Here is a 19,244-nt window from a genome sequence, read left to right as displayed (position 1 = left end):
TCAATGCACACTACCCGCCAACAGGGTGTCGAACTCCTCTACGGACATGGGTTTGGCATAGAGATAACCTTGGGCGAAATCGCACCCGGCGGTGGTCAGGATGTCCCTTTGTTCCGCAGTCTCCACGCCTTCGGCCACGACGCGCAGACCGAGCTTGTAAGCCATCACGATGATGGCCTCGGACAAGGCCAGGTCGCTCGGGTCGGTAGCCAGGTCACGCACGAAGGAGCGGTCGATCTTGAGGAAGTCCACATCGAACTTCTTCAGATAGGCGAGCGCTGAATAGCCGGTGCCAAAATCATCCACCGCGATCTGTACTCCCTCCGCCCGCAACTGGGTCAGTTTGTCGGTGACGCTCGCCCTCTCGTTCAGCAACACGCCCTCGGTGATCTCGATGATCAGGCACTCACCGGGCAGTCCGGCATTGCGTAACTGTTCCAGCCACACGCCGCTCGCTTCGCCGATGAACTGGTTCGGCGACATGTTCACGCTCACTTGTCGGCAACTCACTCCCGCGTCATGCCAGCGCTTCATCCAGCGCAGGGACTCACCCAACACCCAGTCACCGATGTCGCCGATCAGTCCGATCTCTTCAGCCAACGGGATGAACTCGACCGGGCTGACCAGTCCGCGTTGCGGGTGCTGCCAACGGATCAGTGCCTCGGCCTTGACGATGCGTCCGCTATCCATTTCCACGATGGGCTGGAAATACATGCGGAACTCGTCGTTCACCAATGCGGTGCGCAGGTCACGCATCATCACCTGCCGCTGCTGGGCAGACTCCTGCATGCCGCTGGTGAAGAAGCTGTAACGACTGCGCCCCCAGCCCTTGGCGACATACATCGCCTGATCGGCGTTTTTCAGCAAACTCTCCAGATCGCGGGCATCATCCGGATAGATGGTGATGCCGATGCTGCCCGACAGATAGACCATCTCATCACCGATCTTGAACGGGATGGCCAACGCATCCACCACCTTTTGCGCCACCTCCTCCACCCGCCGGGTATCCGGCAGCTGCGGCATGATGATGGTGAATTCGTCGCCGCCGATGCGTGCCGCCGTGTCGGTGTCGCGTATGGTGGCACTGATGCGATGTGCCGCCTCCACCAGCAAGGCATCGCCTGCGTCGTGCCCCAGTGTGTCGTTCACTTCCTTGAACCGGTCCAGATCGATGAACAGCAGCGCGAGCAGTCGCTGCTCACGCTGGGCACGACGGATCTCCTGCTCCAGGCGGTCGCGGAACAAACGCCGATTGGGCAGATGCGTCACCGTGTCGTAATTGGCCTGGCGCCAGATGGTGTCTTCGGCCCGCTTGCGTTCGATGGCGATACTGGCCAGTGTGGCGGCCTGCTGGATCAGTTTGAGGTCAGCCGGGGTGGGCAGTCCCGGCTGATGCCGGTAGATCGCAAACGTCCCCAGCACCTCGCCCTTGGAAGAGTGGATAGGTTCGGACCAGCATGCGCATAGCTGCGCGCGCGCCGCGATCTCCCGATAAGCCGCCCAGGCGGCATCGGTCTGCAGGTTCTCGGTGACCACCCGTTGGTTACGGAACGCTGCCGTACCGCATGGCGTGTTGCCCTCCGCCACCAGCAGGCCATCCACGGCCTGTTCGATGAAGTCCGGCAAGCTGCAGGCTGCGCCCAGCCGCAGACGCTTGCCGTCCTCATCCAACAGCAAGATGGACGCGAGCAAGCCTTCGTGGGCCTGCTCGATATATCCCACGATCTCGCCCAGGATGTCGGCCAGATTGTTGTTGTAAGCCAGCAGTTCGAAGATGCGGTTACGGAACCGTTCCAGTTCGACCAGCCGCTGACGCTCTGTCCTGTCGCGCACGATACCGACCAGCCCGACCACCTTGCCCGACGGGTCACGCAACGGCCATTTGTTCTGCTCCACGAACAAGGTCCGCCCATCGGCGTGTTGCAGCAACTCCTCGTGGCTCAACGACTCCCCGGAAGTCATCACATAGACATCCTGCTCATGGAAGATGGCCGCCCTGTCACTGGGGAACAGATCGAAGCCGGTGTGACCGACGATCTCCTGCTCGCTACGCCCCAAAAAGCCCTCGAACGCCGTGTTGCAGCCCAGAAACACACCGTTCCGATCCTTGTAGAAGATGTACTCGGGAATGGCATTGATGACCGAACGCAGCAAATGGCCGATGGCAAAGATGGCATCACTTTGCGCGGCCTCCTTTTCGCGCCGCAGGGTCTGAACACGGTCCGCCAGAGCGAAGGAAAGCAGCAGCATCTCCAGTGCCGAACCTATCATCAGGGCATAGACCGACAGGAAGTTGGTCGGCACCCAGCCCAGATTGCGCAAGCCCAGCAGGAAGGTACCGACCAGCGGCATGGTCCAGGCCAGCAGGAACAGCAAGGCACTGCGGTTGCCGCGATGCCAGCAGGTCACCGCGTTGCTGATGGCGAACGCCGGGAACAACACGCCCAGCACGGACACCATCACCGCCGCCCACTGATAGGCCACCCAGACGGGAAGGATCACCATGAACAGGAACAGACCGGCGAACGCCGACATCAGGCGGTGGTGTCTGGGCGAGGTGTACTCGGTATCGAGGAAGCTCTGCACGAAGCGCGCCCCGAACAAGCCGGCCACGCCGAATCCGAACGGCAAGGCCACATTGCCCAGATCCGGCCAATCCGGCCACACGTACTGGCTGCCCAGACCACTCAAGGCCAGTTGGCCCAAGGTCATGCCCAGGGCCGCCAGCACGTAGTTCAGGTAGTTGCGGTCGCGCAACGATACGTACAGCATCAGGTTGTAGAGCAAGAGCGCCAACATCATGCCGAAATACAACGCCAGCAAGGTATGCAGGCGCTGATCGTAGGCCGTGAATGCTTCTTGCCGCCACACCCTGATTGGCGTAGTCAACGTTCCGGCTGAGCTTACCCGCATGTAGAGCGTGGTCCGGCCCTGCGCCAGGGTGAGCGGCACGACAAAGTTGGGATGCCCCAGCGGGCGTGCGGAGAACGGCAAGCGGTCGCCCATCACCACACGCGACCAACCCGCCTCACCGGCGCGATAGAGTTCGATCCGGTCCAGCGTGGGGAACGCGATCTCCAGCAAACGGGACTGGGGCTCGGGGCGGTCGGACTCCAGTGTCAGCTTCAGCCAAAAAGCCGAGCCGGAGTAGCCAAAGTTGATGTCGCCCCCGCCGGCACGGGCGGGGGCGGCCAAGCGGAAGCGGCTTGCCGCAGCGCCGGAGGTTACGTCGGCGATGGTCAACTCGCCGGCCTGGTCCTCCAGATAGTCCATATAGGCAGCCGCAGGGAGCATGCGACTGAAGTCATCCACCCGTAACACGGGTGCCGGGAAAGCAGGCGCGACCAGCGACAGCGACATCCCCAGAACGAGGAAGAGGCGCGCCACGACCACCCATATCCGCAAGCTATCCATGGCTGCCACTCTACCAGAATTCCATCCAGCGACAGTCGGGTAACACAGGAGGCGGCTCAGCCGTACATCCGGCGGCCACGGATGCGGGCACGGTGGGCGGCGCGTTGTTCCTCTTCGGTGAGCGGTTTGGGGGCGCGATCGGCGAAGGGGTTCTTGCTGGAGTTGAACTGGATGCGCAGCGGCGTGCCTTGCAGGCTGAAGGCTTCCATGAACACGCGCTCCAGATAGCGGGAATAGCTGTCCGGCACTTTGTCCAATCCGCTGCCGTGGACGATGATGAGCGGCGGGTTGCTGCCGCCCTGGTGGGCGTAGCGCATCTTGGGGCGCGACACCGAGCTGCGCGGCGGTTGCTGTTTCTCGATCGCCATCTGCAACACGCGGGTCAGCTTGGGCGTGGCCAGTTTGACCATCGCAGCGTTGTACGCCTCATTTACCGACTTCAGCACAGTTCCCACACCCGTACCGTTCAGCGCGGAGATGAAATGCTGCTTGGCGAAACCCAAAAAGTGCAGCTTGCGCTCGATCTCGCGCTTGGCGCAGTCGCGGCGGTAGTTGTCCAGCCCATCCCACTTGTTCACTGCCAACACCAGCGCGCGCCCGGCTTGCAGCACGAAGTCGGCCATGTGCGCGTCCTGCTCGGTGATCTGGTCGGCGGCATCCACCACCAGCACCACCACATTGGCATCTTCGATGGCTTGCAAGGTCTTGATGACGGAGAACTTCTCCACCGCCTCGTCGATCTTGCCGCGACGGCGCACGCCCGCCGTGTCGATGATGGTGTATTGCTTGCCCTCGCGCTCGAAGTCGATGTAGATCGAGTCGCGCGTGGTGCCGGGCTGGTCGAAGGCGATGACGCGCTCTTCGCCCAGAATGGCGTTGACCAGGGTGGACTTACCCACGTTGGGGCGACCGACGATGGCGATCTTGGGGTGGTCGGATTTGTCTTCTGCGCCCTCTTCCGGCGCGGGAAACTCTTCCAGCGCGATCTCGATGACCTCTTCCACGTTGTCGCCGTGGGCGGAGGAGATCGGCAGCGGCGTGCCCAGCCCCAGCTCATGGAACTCGGCGGTGACGCGCGCCTGCTGCATGCCTTCAGCCTTGTTCACCACCAGCAGCACGGTGCGCCCGGTCTTGCGCAGTTGTTGCGCGATGATGCGATCCTGCGGCGTCAACCCAGCGCGCCCGTCCACCAGGAACAGCACCAGATCGGCTTCGTCCACCGCCTGGCGCGTCTGCCGCGCCATCTCGTGCAGGATGCCGTCCTTGGCCACCGGCTCCAGACCGCCGGTATCCACCACCAGATAAGGCTTGGAACCGACGCGACCGCGCCCGTAGTGACGGTCTCGGGTCAGGCCCGGCAGGTCGGCCACCAGCGCGTCACGGCTGCGGGTGAGGCGGTTGAACAATGTGGATTTGCCGACGTTGGGACGACCGACCAGTACCAGGGTAGGCAACATGAGATTTTCCGATCAGTGTAGGGCGAGGGAATACACGCCGCCAGCGCGGGTCTGCACCAGCAGGCCGTTGTCGAACTCGACCGGCTCGGACAGGATGGGGCTGCCATCGGTCTTCACCCGGGCGGCGAAACTGCCATCCTCACGGCTCATGGCATGGACGTAGCCCTCCAGATCGCCCACCGCCAGCCAGCCAGCCAGCGGGGTGGCCACCGAGGTGCGGCGGAAGCTGAGCTGATCGTTCTTCCAGACAGTACTGCCGCTGCTCTTCTCCAGCGTCAGCACGCCGCCGTTAGTGTCGGTCACGTACAGGAATTTGCGCAGCAGGTTGAGGCCCTTGTCACCCGCGATGTCGCGGCTCCACAGCAAGTTGCCCTGAGCGATGTCGAAGCAGGCCAGACGGCCCTGGAACGCGATGGCACAGACCTGTTCGTCATCCACCACCGGGGTGCTGGTCACGTCGCTGATGCGCTCCAGCTCGGTGTTGCCGCGCGGCTGCGATACCGCCGTCTCCCACTGCAGCGAGCCGCTCTTGAGGTCGAGCGCGACCAGCTTGCCGCCTGCGAACCCGGCGAACACCTGATTGCGCTGGATCGCCACACCGGCGTGACTGCGCACGATCAGCGCGGGGGTCGCACGCTGGTAGTTCCACAGCGGCTTGCCGTCCGCCGCATCCAGCCCGGCGATGCGCCCGTCGCCGGTGCGCACCACCACTACGCCATCCGATACCTGCGGGGCGCTCATCACTTCGCTGGTCACCTTGGCCTTCCAGCGCAGCTTGCCGTCCTCACCGTAAGCGGCCAGATCGCCTTTTTCGCCACCGATCAGCAACAAGCCTTCGCCCGCACCCACCCCACCGGAGATCTCGAAACCGGCATTGATATGCCAGGCCTGCTTGCCGTCATTGCGCGCCAAACGATACAGCTCGCCCTTGCCATTGGCGGCGTAGACCGCATCGGCGGTCAATGCTGGCGTAAGCGGGTTGTTGCCGATCTCGCCGACGGATTGATGCCAGCGCACGGTGAATGCCGCCCGCTCACTGAACGGGGTCAGCGTCGCAGGCAAGTTGTCCTTGGCACGATCGGAGCTGGTCCAGTCCTTGATGGTGGACTGCAGGCCGGAGCAGCCCGCCAGTCCGCACAACAATCCAACGACAAGAGCGCGGCGCATGTTACGCACCACCCAGCGCGTCCAGCTTCATCTGGATCAGGTTGCGGTACATGCTCTTGGCATCGGTCTTGTCGTAAGCGATCTTGTACGCGGCCTTGGCCTCGGCAGCCTTGCCTTGCGCATTGAGGATGTCGCCCTTGAGGTCGGCATACAGCCCGTCGAACGATTCCGCGTGCTTGGCTTCCGCCAGCTTCAGCGCCTCGGCGTAATTCTTCTCGTCCAGCAGCGCCGCGCCCAGCTTGAGGCGGGCGACGTTCTGCAAGCCCTCTTCCTTGGCATGCTCGATCACCCATTGCAACTGGGTCTTGGCGCGCGCCGCATCGTGGGCATCCACCAGATTGATCTGCGCCGCCAGCAGTTGCGCGCGGCTAGCAAAGGGAGTGGAGCCGAACTTCTCGGCCACCGCCGCAGCCGCGTCGTTCACGCGCTTGGCATCGCCGGTACCGAGTTGTTTGACCAGCTCGCCGTAGAGCTTGGCTGCTTCCGCCGTCTGCTTGGCCTGATAGACGTTCCAGCCCTTGACCCCGGCGAAGCCGAGCGAGGCCAGCAGCAGCGCGATCACCAAGCGCTTGCTGTTGTCCTTCCACCAGTGTTTCAGTGCATCGACCTGTTCCTGTTCCTGCAAATCCAGTGCTGCCATGTTCGTTCCTATTCGACTATGTGTTGAATTCGTTGCGGCAAGTCTGCCAATGCCACCCGGCCTTGCTCGCCACCACCACGCAGCGGTTTCAGCGTGACTTGCTGCGCCGCCGCCTCATCGTCGCCGATGATGACCGCACAGGCCGCGCCGCTGCCGTCCGCCTTTTTCATCTGCGACTTGAAGCTGCCGCCACCGCAATGCAGCAGCACGCGCAGTCCTGCGTCACGCAATTCTTCTGCCACCAGCGTCGCCAGCGCACTCGCCTGCTCGCCCTGATGCACCAGATACACGTCCAGCGGCATGGTCGGATTGGCCATGCCGTCATCCTGCAACAAGGCCAGCAGCCGCTCCACGCCCATGGCGAAGCCCATGGCCGGGGCGGGTTTGCCGCCGATCTGGGCGATCAGCCCGTCGTATCGGCCACCGGCGCAGATGGTGCCCTGCGCGCCGAGTCGCGTGGTCACCCACTCGAACACGGTGCGGTTGTAGTAATCCAGCCCGCGCACCAAGCGTGGGTTGATCTCGTAGGCGATGCCGTGGCGTTGGAGAATGGCCTGCACCGCCTCAAAATGGGCGATGGCATCGGAGTCCAGCTCGTCCATCAGCTTGGGTGCGCCCGCCACCAGCTCCTGCATCGCCGGATTCTTGGTATCCAGGATGCGCAACGGGTTGCTGTACAAGCGGCGCTGCGCGTCCGCGTCCAGCACGTCCTTGTGCTGCTCGAAATAGGCGATCAGCTTGTCGCGGTGACGCTGGCGCGAGGCGCTGTCGCCCAGCGTGTTCAGCTGCAACGCCACGTCGCGGATGCCCAGTTTCTTCCACAGCCGCGCGCACATCACGATCTGCTCGGCATCCACATCCGGCCCGGCGAAACCCAGGGCTTCCACGCCGACCTGATGGAACTGGCGGTAGCGCCCTTTCTGCGGACGCTCATGGCGGAACATCGGCCCGCTGTACCACAAACGCTGCGGCGCATTGTACAGGAGGTTGTGTTGCAGCACGGCGCGCACGCAGGAAGCCGTGCCTTCGGGGCGCAGCGTCAGATGATCGCCGTTGAGCGCATCCTCGAAGCTGTACATCTCCTTTTCGACGATGTCGGTGACCTCACCGATGGCGCGTTTGAACAGCGCGGTCGGCTCGACCAGAGGCATGCGCATGTTGCGATAGCCATAGGCCTCCAGCCAGTCACGCACCGTATCTTCGAACCACAACCAGAGTCCCGCCTCATCCGGCAGGATGTCATTCATGCCGCGCACGGCCTGCAAAGGAGAATTGCTCATGGAACCGACTAGTCAGCGCGACAGCGACTTGCACCACGCGCCCAGGGAATTTATCAAGGGCGCGATGGTAGCAGGAAAGGGCTTGTTCATGAAGCGCTTGATGCGTCCGCCACAAGCCCACATCCCGGAGGAACCCTGCATTAAGCATGGGGATGGTAGTGGATTTCATGCATAGCCAAACAGCGGGGTATTAAGCTAATCTATTCCCATACAGCAAACGATGGCATCGAGCCACACGTCCCGGACACCACCCGTCCGGCAGACACCCAGAGGAGTCAAAGTGTTCAAGAAAACCGTTCTCGCGCTTGTCATATTTCTGCCCCTTGTCGGTGCCTACGCATCGCAGAGGCCGAACGAACTGCACGTCGAGCGTTCGATCAGCATCCATGCGTCGCCGAACAGGATATTCCCGCTCATCAATGAGTTCTACCAGTGGGAATCCTGGACACCTTACAACAAGGATCCGGCGATGAAGAAACTGTTCACCGGCAGTCCGCGCGGGATAGGCGCATCGTACGCTTGGCAGGGCAACAATGAGGTCGGCCAGGGCGAAATCACGATCACCGATTCCGTCCCCACCAGCAAGGTCGTGCTCGATTTGCATATGATCAAACCGATCGAAGCCCACAACGCCGTCACTTTCACCCTGACTCCGCAAGGCGACTCGACCCAAGTGAGCTGGGGCATGGATTGCAAAATGAATTTGTTATCCAAGGTGCTCGACACGCTCTACATCCTGGACTGGATGGTGGGTAAGGATTTCGAGGTCGGCCTGAGTCGGCTGAAAACCAGGGTGGAGCAGCAACCCACCGCCCGATACGGCACGGACACAGATCGCACGCCCCAGAAAGCGCCCCGCCCCGGCATCATGTGATCCGATGACCTGCACCCGCCTGGAAGAGCTGCCCAATATCGGCCACTCCATCGCCGCCGACCTGCGCGCCATCGGCATCGACCAGCCCGGACGCCTGCTGGAGCACAGCCCACTGGCCTTGTACCTGCACCTCGCCACCCCCATGGGCAAGCGGCACGATCCTTGCGTACTCTATACGCTACTCGCCGCCCGCCACTTTCTGGAAACCGGCGAGTCCCTGCCCTGGTGGAAGTTCACCGAGCAGGGGCGACGCTTGCTGTCCGCACACGCGGCAACGCTTTGCGCGCCGTGAAGCTGCAACCGGGCCCGCCCCGCTGCTAGATCGCCCAGTCGTGCGAATGGTCGGTGTCGTTGCGGGCGACGGACACATGGTTTCTGCCACTGGATTTGGCCTGATACATGGCCGCATCGGCCCGCCGCGTCAGCTCCTTTTCGTTGTCGCCGGAGCCCCCAGAGATAGCCAGCCCGATGCTGGCAGAGATATGGATTTGGTAGCCATCCAGCTCAAACACCTGGCGTAGCTTGGTTAGTATCTTCTCGGCCACCAGCCTCGCTCCGGGCAAGCTTTCCACATTGGGCAGCAAAACGACGAACTCATCACCGCCGATGCGCGCCGCCGTGTCGGAATCGCGCAGGCACTCCTTCAACCTCCGCGCCACCTCTTGCAACAATTTGTCCCCGACATGGTGACCGAAACAGTCGTTCACCGGCTTGAACTCATCGAGGTCGACGAACATCAGCGCGACCTCCTGCCGGTCACGCCGCGCTACCGACATGGCATGCGATAGCCTATCCTCGAACAAGAAGCGGTTGGGCAGACCGGTCAGGGCATCGTGATAGGCCAGATAGCGGATCTGCTCCTCCGCATCCTTGCGTGCCGTGATATCGCGCACCACTCCGATGAAGTGTCGCGCCTCAGGCGTGGCCATCTCGCTGACCGCCAACTCCAGCGGAAACACTTCGCCGCTCTTGCGCACACCGGACAGCTCCCGCCCGATGCCGATGATCCTCTTCTGCCCGGTCTCCTGATAGCGCTGCAAATAGCTGTCGTGCGCGGCCCGAAACGGTTGGGGCATCAGCAGATTGACGTTCTTGCCGATGACCTCCTCCGCCCGGTAACCGAATATCTTTTCGGCTGCCAGATTGAACGAGCCGATGATGCCGCGAGCATCTATGGTGATCACACCGTCAAACACATTATCGAGCACGAGTGACATCAGATGGTCACGCTGAATGGCCGCCCGATGCTCCGACAGATCCTGCACCTGGCCGATCAAAAACATCGGTTTACCCGCCGGGCTCTTGTGCAACACCACCGAGAGCAGCACCGGGATGACATGCCCGTCCTTGTGCACAAGGCGCTTTTCCAACTGGAAGCTGGCGAGCTCACCGCCGATCAGGCGTTGCTTGAGTTCCGCATCGCGGCTGCGATCCTCGGGATGGGTGACATCGTTGGCAGTGAATTGCTGCAACTCTGCCTTGCTGTACCCCAGCAGTTGACAAAGCGCTTGATTGACCTCGATGAAGCGTCCCGTCAGATCGGCCACGCCGGTGCCGATGGGCGCGAACTCCATGATGTCGTGGAAGCGGTGCTCGCTCTCCTGCAAGGCAGCTTCCGACCATTTGCGCTCGGTCACGTCACGGCAGATGCCGATCAGTCCGACCACCTCATCGGCCTCGCCCAGGAAGGTCGTACGCAACACCTCGAAGCAGGCCCGCCGGCCATCCGGATAGGCCACCCAAGTTTCGCTGGTGACGGGGCTATGGCGGTCGAACAACTCTTGATCCCGCTGCGTGAAACTCTCGGCCAGCTGTGCCGGAAACAGGTCGTATGCCGTCTTGCCGTGGATCGCATCGGTCGCCACGCCAGTCAGGTGCTCGAAGGCACGATTGCAGAGCAGATACTTTCCGGTCGAGTCTTTGATGAAGATAGGATCGGGGATCGCATCGATCAATTCCCGCAGCAAGCACTGCTGCTCCACAGAAAGCCGGCTGTCGACTAATCGATACATGAAGGTTCGGCCAATCGGATGAACGAGGCTCGGATTATGCGCCTAACGGGGGACAGCTTACCAGCAAGAAAGTTTGGAAGGCTCACGCTCATCGCTCAGCCGGCCAGCAAGCGCCGCAACCCGGCGCTCCCGCGCGTACGACCCGTAGCCCGGCAAAGTCAGTCCGGCGCTTTGGCGCGGTATTTCCGCACTACATAATCGTCGACGATACGCTGGAATTCGGCGGCGATGTGCTCGCCGCGCAGAGTGACGGTCTTCTCGCCATCGACATAGACCGGGGCAGAAGGCGTTTCGCCGGTGCCGGGCAGGCTGATGCCGATATTGGCCATCTTGCTTTCGCCGGGGCCGTTGACGATGCAACCCATCACCGCCACGGTCATCTCCTCCACGCCGCTGTATTGCTCGCGCCAGACCGGCATCTGGGCACGCAGATAGCCCTGGATGTCCTGCGCCAGTTCCTGGAACACGGTGGAAGTGGTGCGACCACAGCCTGGGCAGGCCGTGACCATCGGTGCGAAGGCGCGCAGCCCCATGGTCTGCAATATCTCCTGCGCCACCACGACTTCCTCGGTGCGCGCGCCACCGGGAGCGGGTGTGAGCGACACGCGGATGGTATCGCCGATGCCCTGTTGCAACAGCACGGCCAGCGCAGCGGTGGACGCGACGATGCCCTTGGAGCCCATGCCCGCTTCAGTCAGACCGAGGTGCAAGGCGTAATCACAACGTCCTGCCAGTTCCTGATAGACCGCGATCAAGTCCTGCACTTCACTGACCTTGCAGGACAGCACGATGCGATCATGCGGCAGGCCGAGCTCTTCGGCGCGTTTGGCCGACTCCAGCGCGGACACGATCAGCGCCTCGCGGGTGAGCTCGCGCACGTCTTTCGGCTGCGCCAGTCTGGAGTTCTCGTCCATCATGCGCACCACCACGTCCTGATCCAGACTGCCCCAGTTCACGCCGATGCGCACCGGCTTGCCGTACTGGATGGCGACACCGATCATCATGGCGAACTGGTCTTCGCCCTTGCGGTTCTTGCCCACGTTGCCGGGGTTGATGCGGTACTTGGCCAGCGCCTGCGCGCACTCGGGATATTCGGTGAGCAGACGGTGACCGTTGTAGTGGAAATCGCCGATCAGCGGCACTTTGCAGCCCAGCGCATCCAGCCTGCGGCGGATATGCGGCACGGCAGCAGCGGCTTCGGAGGTATTGACGGTGATGCGCACCAGCTCGGAACCAGCCTGCGCCAGCTCGTACACCTGCTTGGTCGTACCCGTGATGTCGGCGGTATCGGTGTTGGTCATCGATTGCACCACGACCGGCGCATCACCACCGATAGCGACGCCGTCCACCCAAACGCGCGGCGAGGCGCGACGTTGCGCTACTTGACTCATGCTCACTCCAACTTCAACCGTGCCGAACCGTTGGTGGTGTTGGGTGTCAGGTCCACCAGCCTGCCCTTGAAATACAATCTGACACCGCTGACCCGGGCGATCGCCACGTAGAACGGCGCTTCGCCCTGAAAACTCTGCTCGCTGCCTGCCGGATTGCGTTGCGACATCAGCATCGCACCATGCTTGTCGCGCACCTCGGCCCACGAGCCTTCGACGAACACCAGACGCAACGGTGGCTCGGTGACAGCCACGGCGGACTGCGCCACCGCTTCGACCTGAGGCACGACCGGCGCGACAGCCACCGGCTCGGCCAGTACCGGCGCACTCGCCTCGGGGGCTGCGGCGACTGCCGAGACCGCGACCGGCACTTCGCCCGCAGGAAGCGCACCTTCCTCGCCGGAACCATGCGACCCGAACACGAACCACGCGCCCGAACCAAGCAACACGACGACGGCAGCGATGGCCACATTCCTCAACAACACAGCCTTGCGCCCGTCCGACTCCCTGGGCAAGGGCACATCGACCGCGACACCGGCAGGCAGCGCTTCGATGGCTGGGGCTCCGCTAGGCAGAGCGGCGATGAGCCGCTGCTCGTCGAGTTGCAACATGCGCGCATAGCTACGCACGAAACCACGCAGGAACGCCCCCTCGGGAATGGCGGAAAAATCGTCGGCTTCCAGCGCCACGATCTGGCGCGGCGCGAACTTGATACGCCCGTACACATCATCGATGCTCAAGCCTTGCTGCTCACGCGCCTCGCGCAGAGCTGCTCCGACGGAAAGGCCTCGTGCGACCGGGCTCACCTCGCTGGGCTCATTGTTTTCCTGGGTTTGTGTATCCATCATCGTCCATACAGCATCAATTGTGTCTCTCTGGCATCGGGATAGAGCCTGCGCAGTCGCTGCGCATACTCCTCCGAAGCCCCATTCCTGCCCAACTTGCGCTCGATACGCACCGCCAGCCACAGATTGGCCGCACTCAGGGCATCGGGTACGGTCTGCTCGTACTTCATGAAATACGACTTGGCTCCCGCCCAGTCGCCCTTTTCAAAATTCAGTTCGGCCAGGGCGACCAGGGCCTCGGGCGAGCGGGGACTGGCCATCAAGGCGCGCTGCAGGAAATCCTCCGCCGACTTGCCATCGCCCATCCGGCGCGCGCAGATACCCGCATTCACCAGCGCCTTCTCCGGAGTCTGGTACAGCGGGTTCTTCAAGGCCGCCGTGAACTCGACCAGAGATTCCTTCTCGCGCCCGCGCTGGCACAGGAACCAGCCGTAGTTGTTGTGCGCCTCCGAACTGGCGGGATCCAGCTTCAGGCTACGCACGAAATCGCTCTCGGCTTCAGCATCCTCGCGCAGCGCCATGCGGATCAACGCACGCATGGTGAATGCCGGGGCATATTCGGCATAGCCATTCAGCGCCAGATCGATCTCTTCGAGTGCGACACCGAACTGCCCGCGCTCGTAATACAGCGCTGCCAACTCGGTATGCACCCGGGCACTGGCTGTGCCGCGCCCCGAAGCATCCGATCGACTGGCCGGCTGACTGGCACAGGCGGTCAGCACAAGCACCGCTAACAGAGTCGCCCACCTCATCCGCGCACCTCCTGGATGCGTAGCGCGGTACGCTTGGTCTTGTCCTGCACCTGGCCTGCCAATTGGCCGCAGGCCGCCGCGATGTCGTCGCCGCGCACCTTGCGCGTGGTGGTGACGATGCCGGCCTCGATCAGCGTCTCGGCAAAACGGCGCACCGAGTCGGCAGGCGAACGCTGGTACGGTGCTTGCGGGAAGGGGTTGAACGGGATCAGGTTGAATTTGCACGGCGTGTCGCGGGTGAGCGCGATCAGTTCACGGGCGTGCTTCAGGGTATCGTTCACGCCATCGAGCATGATGTACTCGAAGGTGATGAAATCGCGCGGGGCTTTTTCCAGGTAGCGCTGGCAGGCCGCCATCAGTTCGCGCAGCGGATACTTCTGGTTGATCGGCACCAGTTGGTCGCGCAGCGCATCGTTGGGCGCATGCAGCGACACCGCCAGCGCCACCGGGCACTCGTCGCGCAGCCGGTCCATCGCGGGCACGATGCCGGAGGTGGACACTGTGACGCGGCGGCGCGACAGGCCGTAAGCGTGGTCGTCCAGCATCATGCGCAGCGCGGTCACCGTGTTGTCGAAATTCAGCAGCGGCTCGCCCATGCCCATCATCACCACGTTGGTGATCGGCCAATTCCCTTCGCTGTTCTTGCCGACCTCGCGGTTCGCCCACCACAACTGGCCAATGATCTCGGCCACCGACAGATTGCGGTTGAAGCCCTGCTTGCCGGTGGAACAGAAGGCGCAGTCCAGCGCGCAGCCGGCCTGGGTGGACACGCACAGCGTGCCGCGATCAGTTTCGGGAATGAACACGGTCTCGACCGCGTTGCCGGTGCCAACGTTGAGCAGCCACTTGCGGGTGCCGTCGGCGGAAAGTTCTTCGCGCATCACCTCGGGCGACGCGACGGTCGCGCGCTCGACGAGCTTGCTGCGCAGCGACAGAGCCAGATCGCTCATCGCTTCAAAATCGGGCTCCCCGGCCTTGTGCACCCAGCGGAACACCTGCTTGGCGCGGAAGGGCTTTTCGCCCATTTCCGCGAACCAGGCAGTCAGTCCGGCCAGATCAAGGTCGAGGAGGTTTTGCTGCATTAACGTGCGTAGACGTTCAGCGCCGGGAAGAAGTAGGCGATCTCGACGGCTGCGGTCTCGGCAGCGTCGGAACCGTGCACGGCGTTCGCGTCGATGCTGTCGGCGAAGTCGGCGCGGATGGTGCCCTTGTCAGCCTTCTTAGGGTCGGTTGCACCCATCAGGTCGCGGTTCTTCAGGATCGCGCCTTCGCCTTCCAGCACCTGGATCATCACCGGGCCGGAGATCATGAAGTCCACCAGATCCTTGAAGAAAGGACGGGCGGCGTGCACAGCGTAGAAGCCTTCGGCTTCAGCGCGCGACAGTTGCACCATACGGGCGGCGGCGATCTTCAGGCCAGCGCCTTCGAAACGGGAATAGATCTGACCGATCACGTTCTTGGCAACGGCATCGGGTTTGATGATGGAAAGGGTGCGTTCTACGGCCATGATGAAAAGCTCCAGCTAAGTTGATGAAAAATTAGGCCGCGCATTCTATCAGGCTTTGCCGGGGCTGTCCCGGCTGACACTACAAAGATCGCCGCACGGCCTGCACTACGCGTTCCACATCGGCCTCGCTCATGCGCGGGAACAGCGGCAAGGTGACGATGCGCCGCCCCACGCTCTCCGCCACGGGAAACATGCCTTCCTTGAAACCGCGCTGGCGGTACATCTGGAACAGGTGGATGGGCGGGTAATGCACGCCGCAGCCGATGGCATGCAGCTCTTTCATCCTAGCCATGAAATCGCTGCGCTGCACCCCTTCCGGCAGGACGATCTCGAACATGTGCCAGTTGGTGTTGGCGAAATCTTTTTGCGGCAACTGCACGCCAGTCTGTTTTTCGAAATCCGCACCGAAGCTGGCGAAATAATGCTGCGCCAGCGCATGGCGGCGCGCGGTGATGGAATCCAGCTGCGGCAGTTGGTCGAGGCCGATCACGGCGGCCACGTCGGTCATGTTGTATTTCCCGCCCAGCACATCCACGTCCATGCCGTCGAGACCGCTGCGGGTGACACCTTGCAGGCGATATTTCTCGGCCAGCCGCGCCTCGTCGGCATTGTTCAGCACCAGACAACCGCCTTCGGTGGTGGTGAGGTTCTTGTTGGCCTGGAAGCTGAACGAGACAAAGTCGCCGAAGCTGCCGATGCGCTTGCCGCCCCACTGTGAACCGAGCGCCTGCGCGGCATCTTCCACCACGCGCAACTGGTGCCTGGCGGCGATGGCGTACAGCCGATCCCTATCCACCGGCAGGCCGGACAGGTCGACCGGGATGATGGCGCGGGTGCGCGGAGTGATGGCCGCTTCGACCTTGGCCAGATCGATGTTGCGCGTCACCGGGTCGATGTCGGCGAACACCGGCGTGGCACCGACCTCAAGGATGACATTGGCGGTCGCCACCCAGGAGATGGGCGTGGTGATGACCTCGTCGCCGGGACCGATGCCTGCGATGCGCAGGGCGATCTCCATGGTGCAGGTACCGGAGTTGAAGGTACGCACCGGCCTGCCGCCGAAGTATTCGGACAACTGGCGCTCGAACTCCAGCACCTTGGGGCCGGATGTGATCCAGCCGGAACGCAGCACATCAGCCACGGCAGCGATGGCGGTCTCGCCGATATGCGGGCGGGTGAAGGGTAGAAATTCGCTCATCGTTACTCCTTATTTCCGGCTGACCACCACGAACTGGTAGTCCTGGTAAACCACGCGCATCGGGAAGCCACGCTTTTGCAGCACGGGGTAGGCGTACACCGGCATCAGCGCCAGTGCCTCGGTATGGGCGTTCCAGATCGGAGCGAACTGGTCCAGGTCGGCGATCCAGCGCTCAGGCTCCTGATCGATGCCGAAGGCCAACTCATCCCGGAACTGCACTAGTGTGAACGTCCGCTTCAGATAGAAATCGATGGTCTGCTCATAGTTCCACACCTGGTACAGCGGCATGTCCGGCTTGACCAAGGGCTGGATGGCCTGTGCGATATGACGCGCGTTACGTTCGCTGGCCGCCGCGTTGTAGCCGGACAAGGCCACCTGATAGGCCAGCAGGGAGCCCAGGGCGATGGCCAGCACCGCGCCGAACTTGCGGCCACCGCGCAACCACAGCGAGCCAAGCAACAGAGTCGCCAGCCAGATCAGCGCCGCACCTTCCAGCCAACGGGCGTAGGCTGTGTACAGCACCATCTGCTCGGGATAATCGGCCAGCTTCGGCATCATCGGTGCAAAGCTCACCGCCAGCCCGGCCAGCGCCAGCATCGGCAACAGCAGGCGGAACAAGCGCTGCGGCTCGATCAGCGCCAGCCGTTGCCCCATCAGCAGAGCCAGCGGCGGGAACATCGGCAGCAGGTAGGACGGCAGTTTGGAGCCGGAGGCCGAGAAGAACACGTAGACGAACACGATCCACACCAGCAGGAAGCGCTCCGGGCTGAACTCACGCACGGCGCGCGCCCCGTTGCGCCACACCCGCAGCAGGGTGTCGAACATCAGCAAGGTCCACGGCATGAGGCCTAGCAGCAGGATGGGCACGAAGTAGTACCAGGGCTGATAGCGCCCCAGATCCTTGGTGGTGAAGCGGGTGTAGTGCTCGTAGATGAAGAAGCGCTGGAAGAACTCGGGATTGGCCTTCATCACCAGATAGAACCAGGGCGCGCAGATAGCGAAGAACAGCAGCACGCCGCTGACCAGATGCAAACGTTTGAACAGCACCCATTCGCGCTGGATGCCGATGTAGATGAGCAGCGCCGTGCCGGGCAGGATGATGCCCATCAGCCCCTTGCTCAACACCGCCAGCGCCATCGCCGCCCAGGCCAGCAACATCCAGCCGCGCCGTTGCGGCACATTGAGCGGATCGCGTTGCGCCAGCATCATGGCAAACAGGCCCAGCGTGACAAAGAAGGTCACGCCCATGTCCAGCGTGTTGATGTGCGCCATGCCGACATACAACAGGCTGCTGCCCAGCAACACGGTCGCGTAGCTGGCCGCCGTACGCCCGAACAGCCGCGCGCCGGTGAACCAGGTCAGCCACAAGCCCAGGAAGCCGGTCAGCGCCGCCCACAGGCGCGAGGTCCACTGATGCTCGCCGAATACCTCGTAGGCGACCGCCGTCGCCCAGTATTGCAGGGGCGGCTTCTCGAAATACTTGAGGTCGTTCAGGCGCGGCGTGACCCAGTCGCCGCTGGCCACCATCTCGCGCGGGATCTCGGCATAGCGCCCCTCGTCCGGCTTCGCCAGCAAGCGGTATTCGAGATTGGAGAACCAGATGAGCGCCGCCACCAGGATCAGCAGCCACCAGCCTCGCTTGCTCAAACCTTCTTTCATGTCCGCTTCCTTCCTATCACCAGCAGCGAACCGCCCGCCGGGAACGTCAGCCCGGCACCCATCAGCGCGCGCTCGACCCGCATCATGCCGCCGAACAAGTTGTTGAGTACCGGGTTGATGCGCAGGCCGTCATCCATGCCATCGGCGGCGGGTGGCGCATTGCGCTGCATCACGCGCGAAGCCCACATCGCGGGCAATAACAACGACACAAAGGACGTGACGTATTCGACCTCAAAGCCAACACCGGTCATCTTCTCCAGCAACTCGGCGCGGGTGTAACGACGCTTGTGGTGCGCGTATTCGTCCATGCGGCTCCACAGCTTGGGGTGTTGCGGCACGGTGAAGATCACCCCGCCGCCGGGCTTCAAGGCATCGCGGATCTGCGCCAGCGCGCGTGTGTCGTCGTCGATATGCTCCAGCACGTCGAACGAGCCGATCAGATCGAATTCCTCACGGAAGGGAATGGCGGTCGCGTCCATCTGCAACAGCTGCGCCGAAGGGACGCGCTGCGCGGCGAAACCCAAGCCTTCGGTGAAGATGTCGCTGCCGGAAAGCGTGGCCTCGGGATAGGTGGTGCGAATACCTTGCAGCACGAAGCCCGTGCCGCAGCCGATCTCCAGGATCTTCGCTGGCTTCGGGAAGTGGCGCAGCATCTCGCGCTTCAGCAACTCATTGCGCGCCACGAACCAGAAGTTGTCCGCCTCGACCTGGGCATAGCGCTGGAACAGCTCGGGATCGAAACCATCGTTCTGCGCCGCCAGCTCGGGCGCGAACGACGGAAAACCGCCGCGCTCCACCGGCACTGCCGCGCACTGCGGGCAGGCCCAGTCGGGGCGGTCGAACGAATGATGACAGGCCGGACACAGCTTCATGGCAATGAATGCAAAAAATCAGGGGGCGGATTTTAACCGAAAGCCGCCCCACCTAGGCCATGTTGTGGGTCCGGCACAACCTTACCCACCTGTCCGCCTATGCATGGAGCACCCGAGGCAAGCGTCCGAACGCCACCGCCTGCTCAAGCTGCGCGGGACATCGGCACCCGTGCGTGACG

Annotated in this window: 16 protein-coding genes; 2 read left to right on the top strand and 14 right to left on the bottom strand. The window is 62.8% G+C overall.

Translation table 11 applies throughout. The features are described 5' to 3' along the window. Genes DM08_RS12145 through hisS form a run of 5 tightly spaced genes read right to left on the bottom strand, consistent with a single transcriptional unit; the run spans position 1 to position 7,958 of the window. The gene (locus DM08_RS12145) at positions 1-3,414 is read right to left on the bottom strand and encodes an EAL domain-containing protein (protein WP_051937734.1); all 3,414 of its coding nucleotides are present in this window, start codon (positions 3,412-3,414) and stop codon (positions 1-3) included. A 56-nt stretch (positions 3,415-3,470) separates the two neighbouring features. Beyond that, complete coding sequence (gene der, locus DM08_RS02210) at positions 3,471-4,871, bottom strand: ribosome biogenesis GTPase Der (protein WP_035382942.1); 1,401 nt, start codon at positions 4,869-4,871, stop codon at positions 3,471-3,473. 12 nt (positions 4,872-4,883) lie between these two features. Then, positions 4,884-6,038: an outer membrane protein assembly factor BamB gene (bamB, locus tag DM08_RS02205; RefSeq protein ID WP_035382941.1), complete on the bottom strand. Its 1,155-nt coding sequence runs from the start codon at positions 6,036-6,038 to the stop codon at positions 4,884-4,886. Between the two features lies 1 nt (position 6,039). Beyond that, positions 6,040-6,678 carry a YfgM family protein gene (locus tag DM08_RS02200; protein ID WP_035382940.1) on the bottom strand — a complete coding sequence of 213 codons (639 nt, stop codon included), beginning with the start codon at positions 6,676-6,678 and terminating at the stop codon, positions 6,040-6,042. An 8-nt stretch (positions 6,679-6,686) separates the two neighbouring features. Then, complete coding sequence (gene hisS / locus DM08_RS02195) at positions 6,687-7,958, bottom strand: histidine--tRNA ligase (protein WP_035382939.1); 1,272 nt, start codon at positions 7,956-7,958, stop codon at positions 6,687-6,689. Between the two features lie 280 nt (positions 7,959-8,238). Between hisS and DM08_RS02190 the strand changes: the two genes are divergently transcribed. Further along, on the top strand, positions 8,239-8,832 hold the full coding sequence (locus DM08_RS02190; RefSeq protein ID WP_051937733.1) for an SRPBCC family protein: 594 nt from the start codon (positions 8,239-8,241) through the stop codon (positions 8,830-8,832). A gap of 4 nt (positions 8,833-8,836) precedes the next feature. Then, entirely contained in the window at positions 8,837-9,124 is a 288-nt protein-coding gene (locus DM08_RS02185) for a helix-hairpin-helix domain-containing protein (protein ID WP_035382938.1), read from the top strand. A 25-nt stretch (positions 9,125-9,149) separates the two neighbouring features. Here DM08_RS02185 and DM08_RS12140 read toward each other — a convergent pair whose 3' ends face one another. The 9 genes from DM08_RS12140 to DM08_RS02140 form a co-directional block, all read right to left on the bottom strand. Next, positions 9,150-10,844, bottom strand: a complete 1,695-nt coding sequence (locus DM08_RS12140) for a sensor domain-containing protein (RefSeq protein WP_081908726.1) — start codon at positions 10,842-10,844, stop codon at positions 9,150-9,152. Between the two features lie 158 nt (positions 10,845-11,002). Then, positions 11,003-12,235, bottom strand: a complete 1,233-nt coding sequence (ispG, locus tag DM08_RS02175) for a flavodoxin-dependent (E)-4-hydroxy-3-methylbut-2-enyl-diphosphate synthase (protein ID WP_035382937.1) — start codon at positions 12,233-12,235, stop codon at positions 11,003-11,005. A gap of 2 nt (positions 12,236-12,237) precedes the next feature. Continuing rightward, complete coding sequence (locus DM08_RS02170) at positions 12,238-13,077, bottom strand: helix-turn-helix domain-containing protein (protein WP_161780249.1); 840 nt, start codon at positions 13,075-13,077, stop codon at positions 12,238-12,240. Next, positions 13,077-13,829, bottom strand: a complete 753-nt coding sequence (gene pilW, locus DM08_RS02165; protein ID WP_035382935.1) for a type IV pilus biogenesis/stability protein PilW — start codon at positions 13,827-13,829, stop codon at positions 13,077-13,079. Before pilW ends, DM08_RS02170 begins: the two co-directional genes overlap by 1 nt. After that, on the bottom strand, positions 13,826-14,911 hold the full coding sequence (gene rlmN / locus DM08_RS02160) for a dual-specificity RNA methyltransferase RlmN (protein ID WP_035382934.1): 1,086 nt from the start codon (positions 14,909-14,911) through the stop codon (positions 13,826-13,828). The genes pilW and rlmN overlap by 4 nt, the downstream gene beginning before the upstream one ends. Then, positions 14,911-15,336 carry a nucleoside-diphosphate kinase gene (gene ndk / locus DM08_RS02155; protein WP_035382933.1) on the bottom strand — a complete coding sequence of 142 codons (426 nt, stop codon included), beginning with the start codon at positions 15,334-15,336 and terminating at the stop codon, positions 14,911-14,913. Before ndk ends, rlmN begins: the two co-directional genes overlap by 1 nt. A gap of 79 nt (positions 15,337-15,415) precedes the next feature. Then, complete coding sequence (locus tag DM08_RS02150; protein WP_035382932.1) at positions 15,416-16,534, bottom strand: DegT/DnrJ/EryC1/StrS family aminotransferase; 1,119 nt, start codon at positions 16,532-16,534, stop codon at positions 15,416-15,418. A 9-nt stretch (positions 16,535-16,543) separates the two neighbouring features. Then, positions 16,544-18,193: a glycosyltransferase family 39 protein gene (locus DM08_RS02145; protein ID WP_035382931.1), complete on the bottom strand. Its 1,650-nt coding sequence runs from the start codon at positions 18,191-18,193 to the stop codon at positions 16,544-16,546. Further along, positions 18,190-19,065, bottom strand: coding sequence for a class I SAM-dependent methyltransferase (locus tag DM08_RS02140; protein WP_081908725.1), 876 nt, complete (start codon positions 19,063-19,065; stop codon positions 18,190-18,192). The genes DM08_RS02145 and DM08_RS02140 overlap by 4 nt, the downstream gene beginning before the upstream one ends. Positions 19,066-19,244: the final 179 nt, after the last annotated feature.

Source organism: Ferriphaselus sp. R-1, from assembly GCF_000746095.1.
Classification (GTDB): domain Bacteria; phylum Pseudomonadota; class Gammaproteobacteria; order Burkholderiales; family Gallionellaceae; genus Ferriphaselus.
The sequence above is the reverse complement of the archived record's forward strand: the minus strand, read 5'-3'. Positions and strand labels throughout refer to the sequence as shown.